The sequence below is a fragment of the Actinomycetospora sp. genome (genome assembly GCF_055612215.1).
In genome coordinates this window covers 1-7,557 of the sequence record NZ_JBVPVA010000617.1, presented here as the reverse complement: position 1 = coordinate 7,557, position 7,557 = coordinate 1, and the positions used below count along the sequence as shown (strand labels likewise).

Here is a 7,557-nt window from a genome sequence, read left to right as displayed (position 1 = left end):
AGCACCACCGGCGGGTCGACGGCCGCGTGGCCCGAGGCGGAGAAGGTCGCCGCCGCGCCGACGCCGGCCGCGACCGTGACGACCGCCCGCTCCCCCGTCGCCGGTACCGCGTCGGTCGCGGCCACGAGCCGGCGCCCGACGAGGCCCGCGAGCAGCACGAGCACCACGCGCGCGGCGAGGAAGAGCCCCGTCGGCGAGCCCAGGGTCGTCGCCAGCACCGCGGGGTCGAGCGCCGAGCCGATCCCGACCCCGGTCGCGTCGGGACCCTGCAGCACCAGTGCGAGCACGCTCCCGACGAGCAGCGCCCACCAGCCCGCGACGACTGCGCGGCGTCCCCGCCGCAGCGTCGGGACGTCGGCCCCGGCGCGGCGCAGCGCCACGAGCACCACGGCGCCGCCGAGCACGGCGAGCCCCGCGTACTCGACGAAGCGGGCCACGGCGAGCAGCGCCCCCGCCGCTCCTCCCCCGGGATCACCCGCCGGCGGCGGCGTCGCGCTGGGCCCGGGGTGGCCGATCGAGAACCGGAAGCCGCCCGAGACCGGGTGGGAGTCGGCGGACACGACGCGCCAGGTGACCGTGTAGGTGCCCGCGGCGAGCCCGGCGGGCAGGGCGACGACGGCCGAGTTCGGGTCGCCGTCCGGGTGGGTCGCCGCGCCCGCGTCGACCTCGCGCAGCCCGCCGTCGTAGACCCGCACCGCGCCGGGCACCAGGGTCACGGCCTCGCTGAAGGTGACGTCCACGCGGTCGGGGGCCCGGGCGACCACGCTGTCGGCCCCCGGCGAGGTCCGCTCCAGCATGGCGTGCGCGGACGCCGGCACCGCCGCACCGATCGCACCCAGCGCGGCGAGCAGCACCACGACGACCACGGCTGCGCTCCGCCGCACCACCACGCCGAGCCCTCGCACACATGTCGGGTCGCTCGCCGGGCCCGTCCGGTTCCCGGCGCCTCGTCCGGAGTCGTCCGGACCACCCGGGTGCCCGCGCCGCGAGGCCTCAGCCGCGGGCGAGCAGCGCGCGCATCCGGTCGATCTCGGCCTGCTGACCCACCAGCAGCGTCCGGGAGAACTCCGCGAGCGGCGACGTCGACGCCTCGCCGCCGGTCCGGTCGAGCTGTCCGCGGGCCATCACCAGCGCCCCCTCGTGGTGGACGGTCATGGTCTGCAGCCAGAGCCGGTCGAATGCCGGCCCGGACAGGGCGCGCAGGCGCGCGAGCGTCGCCGCGTCGGCCATTCCCGGCATACCGGTCATCGGACCCGGGTCGGCCGGGGCGCCGCGCAGCCGCAGGAACCCCTGCAGCTGACCGGCCTCCTCGATCTGCGCGCGGTCGATGCGGAAGGCGAGGTCGGCGACGTCGGGCGACGACGACCGCCCCGGGACCAGCGCGGCGAGCTCGAGCGCCTGCTCGTGGTGGCCCAGCATCGTCCGCGCGTAGTCGGTGTCGACCGCGCCCACGACGGCGGGTGCCGGCGCGGCCGTCGTCGTGCCGGGTCCGGGACCCACCGGCGTGTCCGCGCAGCCTGCGACGGCGAGCACGACGAGCGCCACGCCCGCCCCGACCCGGCCCCACCGCGCTGCGCACCCCACGGCTTCACCCTGCCGGACCCGATGTGCGTCCACCGTTCGCCGGGCGTCCCTGGTCAGCGGGCCGTCGGTCGTGTAGTCACCGAGTCATGACCTCCTCCACGCTCGGTTCGCCCGACGTCGCCAAGCGGTGGGGCTGGATCCTCGCCGACGGCATCCTCGGCGTCGTCATCGGCTTGTTCGCCCTCGTCTTCCAGGGCGCGACGCTGCTCCTGCTGGCCCTGTTCCTCGGGATCGGCCTGCTGATGTCGGGGATCATCGAGACGACCGCGGCGCTGCGCGTGCAGCACGGCGCTCCCGGCCGGTGGTGGGTCGTGATCTTCGGGGTCATCACGGCGCTCGCCGGCATCTTCGTGATCTTCCGGCCCGTCGCCGGGGTCGTGATCCTCGTCGTGGGCCTGCTGCTGTGGTTCCTGTTCGTCGGGATCAACGACCTCTTCGTCGCGGCGCGCACCTCCGAGCACCGGATCTGGAACATCGTCATGGGCGTCCTCGCGCTCCTCGCCGCCCTCATCCTGCTCTTCAACTTCGCCGCGGCGGCCAGCACGGTCGCGATCCTCGCCGGGCTCGGCTTCCTGCTGCGCGGCGCCTCTGAGATCGGGCTCGCCATGAACTTGCGTCGCTCGCGGTGACCACCCGTTCGGGGCCGTCCACGCATTGACCCGGTCTGCCTACGGTCCTCGGCGCCCACCCCCACGAGGAGGACGCCATGGACCCCGCCACCCCGGGACTGCAGCACGTCGCCACGTTCTGCGGACAGTGCAGCTGCGGCTGCCCTGAGCTCTACCTCGACCCCGCGGCCCCCGACGAGCGCCGCGTCGTGATCACCGACGACTTCGGCCAGCGCATCCAGATGAGCCTCGGCCAGCTCGCCGACCTGGTCGCCGACGCCCGGGCCGGCGTGCTCGACGAGGTCCTCGCCGGCGCCTGAGCGGTCCGGCCCGAGCGCCGCGAGCTCCCCGAGCGTACGAGCGGCCGGTCCGTCACCGTCGATGGTGACGAACCGGCCGTTCGTACGTCCCCGGGCGGGACCGGCCCGGTGCCGGTCAGGTGCCGCGGAGCTCCCGACGCAGCAGCTTCCCGGTCACCGTCTTCGGCAGCTCGTCGCGGAGCTCGATCTGGCGCGGGTACTTGTACGCCGACATCCGCTCCTTGCAGAACGCGATGAGCTCCTCCGGCGTCGCCTCCGACCCCGGCCGCAGCGACACGAACGCCTTCACCGTCTCGCCGCGGTACTCGTCCGGGACCCCGACGACGGCCGCCTCGCGCACCGCCGCGTGCTCGTAGAGGACGTCCTCGACCTCACGCGGCCAGACCTTGTACCCCCCGGCGTTGATCTGGTCCTTCTTGCGGTCGACGACGTAGAACCAGCCCTGGTCGTCCATGTACCCGACGTCGCCGGTCTTGAGCTCGACGATCCCGCCCGGCCCGCGCAGCGCCTTCTCGGTCTCCTCGGGCTTGCCCCAGTAGGCCGGCACCACCTGCGGGCCGCGGGTGGTGATCTCCCCGACCTCCCCGACGTCGGCCTCGGTCCCGTCGTCGCGCACGATCCGGACGATCGTGTCGAACACCGGCACCCCGACCGACAGCGCCCCGGAGGCCTCGTCGACCGGCGCGGTCGCCCCGAGCGGGACGCCGTGCGAGGGCGAGTTGGTCTCGGTGAGGCCGTAGAAGTTGTGGATGTAGTGGCCGAACTGGTCCTGGAAGGCCTTCACCGTCGACGGCGGGATCGGGGCGCCGCCCGAGTAGACCTTCACCATCGACGACAGCGCGTCCCGGTCGGCGTTCGGCGCGTTCATCATCGCGATGAACACCGTGATCGAGCCGATGGAGAACGTCGGGCGGTGCTCCCGGATCGCGTCGACGACGACGCCCGGCTCGAACCGGTAGGCCAGCACCAGCGGGCACGGCAGCAGCAGCGCGATCGCGAGGTGCCCGACGACGCCGGTGATGTGGAACAGCGGCGCCACCCCGAACACCGAGTCGTCGCGCCCGAGCTGGATCCAGTCCCGGTAGGTCTGGGCGTTGAACACGATGTTGCGGTGGGTGTTCATCGCACCCTTGGGCGGCCCGGTGGTCCCGGAGGTGTAGCCGAGGAACGCGACGTCGTCGCCGGAGAGCTCGACCGGGTCCGGCTTCCGCCCGCGGAACTGCGACAGCACCGTCGTCAGGTCCTCGGCGCCCTCGCAGTCGATGCGCTCCATCGAGCCGAAGAGGCGCTCGTCGTGCCGGGTCTGGAACTCCAGCGGCGAGGTCGTGAACGCGATCCGCACGCTGGTGTTCGGGACGACCTCGCCCGCGATCGACCAGAGGTCCTCCTGCGCGACGATCGCCGTCGCCTCGCAGTCGGTGAGGATCGTGGTGAGCTCGCGCTGCCGCGACATCGGGTTGACGCTGACGACGATGCCGCCGGCCTTCCAGGTCCCGACGACGACCACCAGCACCTGCGGGATGTTCTGCAGGTAGGTGGCGAGCCGGTCCCCCTTCGCGAAGCCCCGTTCGGTGAGCGCGACGGCGAACGCGTCGGAGAGCTCGTCGAGCTCGCGCATCGTCAGCGTGCCGTCGAAGTACCTGACGATCTCGCAGTCGGGGTCCCGCTCCACCGCGGCACGGACCATGTCGAGCGCGCTCGCGAACTCGACGGTCACCTCGCCGTGGTTGTAGTCGTCGCGGTACCGGGCGAGCCAGGGCTTGGACTCGTAGACCGAGGTCTGTTGGGCAGTCATCGGATCACCACCGGGTTGACGGGAGCGCCGGTCGCCTCGTGGATCTTGAGCGGCGCGGCCGTGTAGAGGAAGTCCCACCGGTTGTCGGCGGCACAGGCGTCGGCGAGGTCGTCGAGCCAGATGATCTCGGCCATCGAGAGGCCGAGGTTGCGCAGCAGCGCCGCGTGCAGCGGCAGCGCGACCCCGGACTCCGGGTCGTAGGTCACCTCGTTCGCGATCGTGTCGGTGACCAGGTTGGGGATCTCCTTGCTCTGGAACCACTCCACGAGCTCGCGGGAGTAGGTGAGGCCCGGCTCGATGAAGCCCTCGTAGAACTCCTCGTTGGACACCGCGTAGAAGTACTTGAGCCACCCGGTGCGGATCAGCAGCACGTCCCGGTTCTCGATCGAGGTGCCCTGCGCGGCCGCCGCCTCCTCGAGGTCGCGGTGGGTGAAGGTCTCGCCCTTGCCGAGCCAGTCCTTGCCGCGGTGGCGCGCCATGTCGATCAGCACCCCGTGCCCGACGACGCCGTGCTCCGCGATCGGCATGATCGACGCCCAGCTCATCCCGCCGCCGTTGGTGGACGCGGCGTCGACGTCGTTCCAGATGCGGTCGTCGTACCAGGCGTGGCCCAGCGCGTCGTACTGCGAGGACCCCTGCAGGAACATGGTCGCCTTGTCGTCGGAGGCCCGCAGGCCGCCGGGGAAGGACGGGCCGATCCCGCCCGGGGCGAACGCGTCCTGGTCCCAGATCATCTCGCGCTCGATGCCCGCCCGGCCCGGGAAGACCGGGTCGCCGTGGGGCAGGCCCATCGGGCACTGGAGCGTGAACACCTGCCCGGCCTTCACGCTCGACACCCCCCGCAGGACCTGGGTCGCGTCGAGGTAGTTCAGGCAGCCGACCTGGTCGTCGGGACCCCACTTCCCCCAGTTCGTGGGGGTGTCCTGGCCCAGCAGTTCCGCCATCGACGGGGCGTCCGCCATCGTCTCCTCCTCGAGATCAGGTGACGCGCACCACCGTGCCCCGCGCCCGGGCCACGGGACAAGGGCTGATCTCTGGGCCAGGGGCCCGCTCAGCCGGGGCGGAGCCGGCGCAGCAGCGGGATCGCGGCGATCTTCTCCTCGGTGAGTTCGTCCCACGCGATCCGCGCGGGGTGGCGCGGGGCGCGGGTGCAGGTGATGACGCGGTCGGCGGTCACCACGAGATCGAGGCGCACGTCGTGGTCGACCACCGGGATCTCCCCGGCCGGGCGCACCTGGTCCTCGTGCACCGTCGTGACCACCGGGGTGTCCTCGGCGACCAGCCCGGCCTCGGACGCCAGCGCGAACTCCAGGTCGCTGAACCCTCCGCCCTTGCCCAGCCGGGAGCCGTCCTCCCCGACGGCGACGCAACCGGTGACGACGAGGTCCACGGGCTCGAGGTCGGCGACGGCAACGGTGCGGCCGGCCGCGGTCGCGCCCTTGATCGACGACGCCTGGCGGGGTGAGCGTCCGCCGAGGTCGTCGGGGTCCAGGAGGAAGAAGGGGTTCTCGTCGGCGAGGCGCGGCACGGCCATGTACACCGTCTTGCCGTCCTCGAGCGCCCGTTGGCGGACCGGCCACTGCGGCGAGTCCGGGTTGCACTTGATCGTCCGGGCCCGCCGCCACACCTCGGTCCCCCGGAGCCGCTCCGCCGCGGCCTCCGCGCCGGTGACGTTCGGGATGCGGCCGCGGGCGCCGGGGAACCGGGCGTGGCCGTGCTCGCACAGCGTCTCCCAGACGGTCTCGCGCAGCTCCTGCTTGGCGGCGAGGAGCTCCGGGGGGCCGCCGGCGTCGACGTCGTGTCTGGGGATGGTGGCCTCACTCCGTGGTCGAGCCGTTACTCCGTTCGGTCTATCGGTAGTACCGCGGGCGGCCTAGCGTTCCCGTCGTCCCACGATGAGGCGCGACGAGAGGCCGGTACCGATGACCCACGACGAGTTGATGGCCGAAGCCTGCCGGTTGGCGGCGGAGACGGTGCGCAACGGGTGGGGCGGGCCGTTCGGGGCGGTCCTGGTCCGCGACGGCGAGGTCCTCGCGCGCGGCCAGAACCGGGTGCTGCTCACCGGCGACGTGACCGCCCACGCCGAGGTCGAGATGCTCCGCAAGGCCGCGACGGTGCTCAACCCGGACGCCCCGACCATCGCGAGGGAGCGGCGTCCCGACGGCCACCTCGCGCTGGTGCCGCGCCCGGAGGGCTCGCCCGACGTCGTCGAGGCCCGGGCGCGGATGTTCATGGGGACCGAGGTCTACACCAGCGGCATCCCGTGCCCCATGTGCATGGGCGCCATCTACTGGGCCCGCGTCGACGCGGTGTACTTCGCCAACGACCTCGACGCGACCCGCGGCGTCGGCTTCGACGACCAGTTCCAGTACGAGGACTTCACCCGCCCGCTCCCCGAGCGCCGGATCAAGATCGAGCAGCTCCGTCCCGACCTCGGCGCCGCGCTCTACGAGGAGTACCTGGCCTCGCCCGAGCGCTACGCCTACTGACGGGCCGGTGGACGATGGGCTCCCACCCCGCCGAGCTCGCCGAGCTGGTCACCGTCGTGGTGGCCCACAGCGTGCCTCCCGAGGACGAGGCGGCGTTCCTCGCCTGGCAGCGGCGGCTCTCCGACGCCGAACGACGATCCCCCGGGCACCGGGGCGGTGAACTCCTCCGCCCGGTGCCGGGGGTGCAGGACGACTGGGTGGCCATGTCCCGGTTCGCCAGCGAGCAGGACCTGGAGACCTGGCTCGGGTCGGCCGCGCGCCGGGACCTGCTGGCCGAGGGCGAGCGGTTCCGTGACTTCCGGCTCCGGCGGGTCGCGACGTTGTTCGGGAGCTGGTTCCCCGGCGGCGCCGGGCCGGCCGCGGCACCGGCCTCGTGGAAGACGGCGCTGTCGGTCCTGGTCGGCCTCTACCCGACGGTCGTGCTGCTCACCCTGGTGATCTCGGCGCTGTGGCCCACGGGACCGCTGTGGGCGAGCCTGCTGATCGGCAACGTGGCCTCGGTCAGCCTGCTCACCTGGGTCGTCATGCCCGTGGTGACGCGGGCCCTGGCCTTCTGGCTGGAACCGGAGCCGCCGTCCCGAGGACCGCGCACCGACGTGCTCGGCACCGTCGCCTCGCTTGTGTTCCTCGCCGTCGCCGCGGGGGTGTTCGCGGTGCTGACGACGTAGGCGCGCCTGGCCGGTGGGGTCGGCCGGCCCGTGCGCGGGAACCCGGGATCCGTGACCGTGCCCGCCATCGCCCTCCCCGACGGCACGCCGATG

The 7,557-nt window shown here is 73.1% G+C and carries 9 protein-coding genes; 4 read left to right on the top strand and 5 right to left on the bottom strand.

Features of this window, described 5'->3' with window-relative positions:
- The coding region (locus AC0CYZ_RS17040; RefSeq protein WP_472217440.1) for a copper resistance CopC family protein at positions 1–866 on the bottom strand (866 nt) is incomplete at its 3' end.
- 127 nt (positions 867–993) lie between these two features.
- The gene (locus tag AC0CYZ_RS17035; protein ID WP_472217438.1) at positions 994–1,584 is read right to left on the bottom strand and encodes a DUF305 domain-containing protein; all 591 of its coding nucleotides are present in this window, start codon (positions 1,582–1,584) and stop codon (positions 994–996) included.
- Positions 1,585–1,670: 86 nt separating this feature from the next.
- On the opposite strand from AC0CYZ_RS17035, the gene AC0CYZ_RS17030 reads away from it, so the two are divergent.
- The gene (locus tag AC0CYZ_RS17030; RefSeq protein WP_472217436.1) at positions 1,671–2,213 is read left to right on the top strand and encodes an HdeD family acid-resistance protein; all 543 of its coding nucleotides are present in this window, start codon (positions 1,671–1,673) and stop codon (positions 2,211–2,213) included.
- A 77-nt stretch (positions 2,214–2,290) separates the two neighbouring features.
- A complete protein-coding gene (locus AC0CYZ_RS17025; RefSeq protein WP_472217434.1) occupies positions 2,291–2,512 on the top strand; it encodes a hypothetical protein in 222 nt (73 codons plus the stop codon).
- Between the two features lie 115 nt (positions 2,513–2,627).
- Here AC0CYZ_RS17025 and AC0CYZ_RS17020 read toward each other — a convergent pair whose 3' ends face one another.
- From AC0CYZ_RS17020 to AC0CYZ_RS17010, 3 genes are all read right to left on the bottom strand, one after another.
- Entirely contained in the window at positions 2,628–4,307 is a 1,680-nt protein-coding gene (locus AC0CYZ_RS17020; RefSeq protein WP_472217432.1) for a class I adenylate-forming enzyme family protein, read from the bottom strand.
- Positions 4,304–5,269, bottom strand: a complete 966-nt coding sequence (locus AC0CYZ_RS17015) for a cyclase family protein (RefSeq protein WP_472217430.1) — start codon at positions 5,267–5,269, stop codon at positions 4,304–4,306. The genes AC0CYZ_RS17020 and AC0CYZ_RS17015 overlap by 4 nt, the downstream gene beginning before the upstream one ends.
- Positions 5,270–5,358: 89 nt before the next feature.
- Complete coding sequence (locus tag AC0CYZ_RS17010; RefSeq protein WP_472217442.1) at positions 5,359–6,057, bottom strand: 5-formyltetrahydrofolate cyclo-ligase; 699 nt, start codon at positions 6,055–6,057, stop codon at positions 5,359–5,361.
- A 172-nt stretch (positions 6,058–6,229) separates the two neighbouring features.
- Between AC0CYZ_RS17010 and AC0CYZ_RS17005 the strand changes: the two genes are divergently transcribed.
- Both AC0CYZ_RS17005 and AC0CYZ_RS17000 read left to right on the top strand, forming a co-directional pair.
- The gene (locus AC0CYZ_RS17005; protein ID WP_472217428.1) at positions 6,230–6,796 is read left to right on the top strand and encodes a nucleoside deaminase; all 567 of its coding nucleotides are present in this window, start codon (positions 6,230–6,232) and stop codon (positions 6,794–6,796) included.
- A 14-nt stretch (positions 6,797–6,810) separates the two neighbouring features.
- Positions 6,811–7,464, top strand: coding sequence for an antibiotic biosynthesis monooxygenase (locus AC0CYZ_RS17000; RefSeq protein WP_472217426.1), 654 nt, complete (start codon positions 6,811–6,813; stop codon positions 7,462–7,464).
- Positions 7,465–7,557: the final 93 nt, after the last annotated feature.

Coding starts and splice junctions, on each gene's coding strand:
- AC0CYZ_RS17005 (WP_472217428.1), top strand. CDS start 6,230: ATGACCCACGACGAGTTGATGGCCGAAGCCTGCCGGTTGGCGGCGGAG.
- AC0CYZ_RS17000 (WP_472217426.1), top strand. CDS start 6,811: ATGGGCTCCCACCCCGCCGAGCTCGCCGAGCTGGTCACCGTCGTGGTG.
- AC0CYZ_RS17015 (WP_472217430.1), bottom strand. CDS start 5,269: ATGGCGGACGCCCCGTCGATGGCGGAACTGCTGGGCCAGGACACCCCC.
- AC0CYZ_RS17025 (WP_472217434.1), top strand. CDS start 2,291: ATGGACCCCGCCACCCCGGGACTGCAGCACGTCGCCACGTTCTGCGGA.
- AC0CYZ_RS17020 (WP_472217432.1), bottom strand. CDS start 4,307: ATGACTGCCCAACAGACCTCGGTCTACGAGTCCAAGCCCTGGCTCGCC.
- AC0CYZ_RS17030 (WP_472217436.1), top strand. CDS start 1,671: ATGACCTCCTCCACGCTCGGTTCGCCCGACGTCGCCAAGCGGTGGGGC.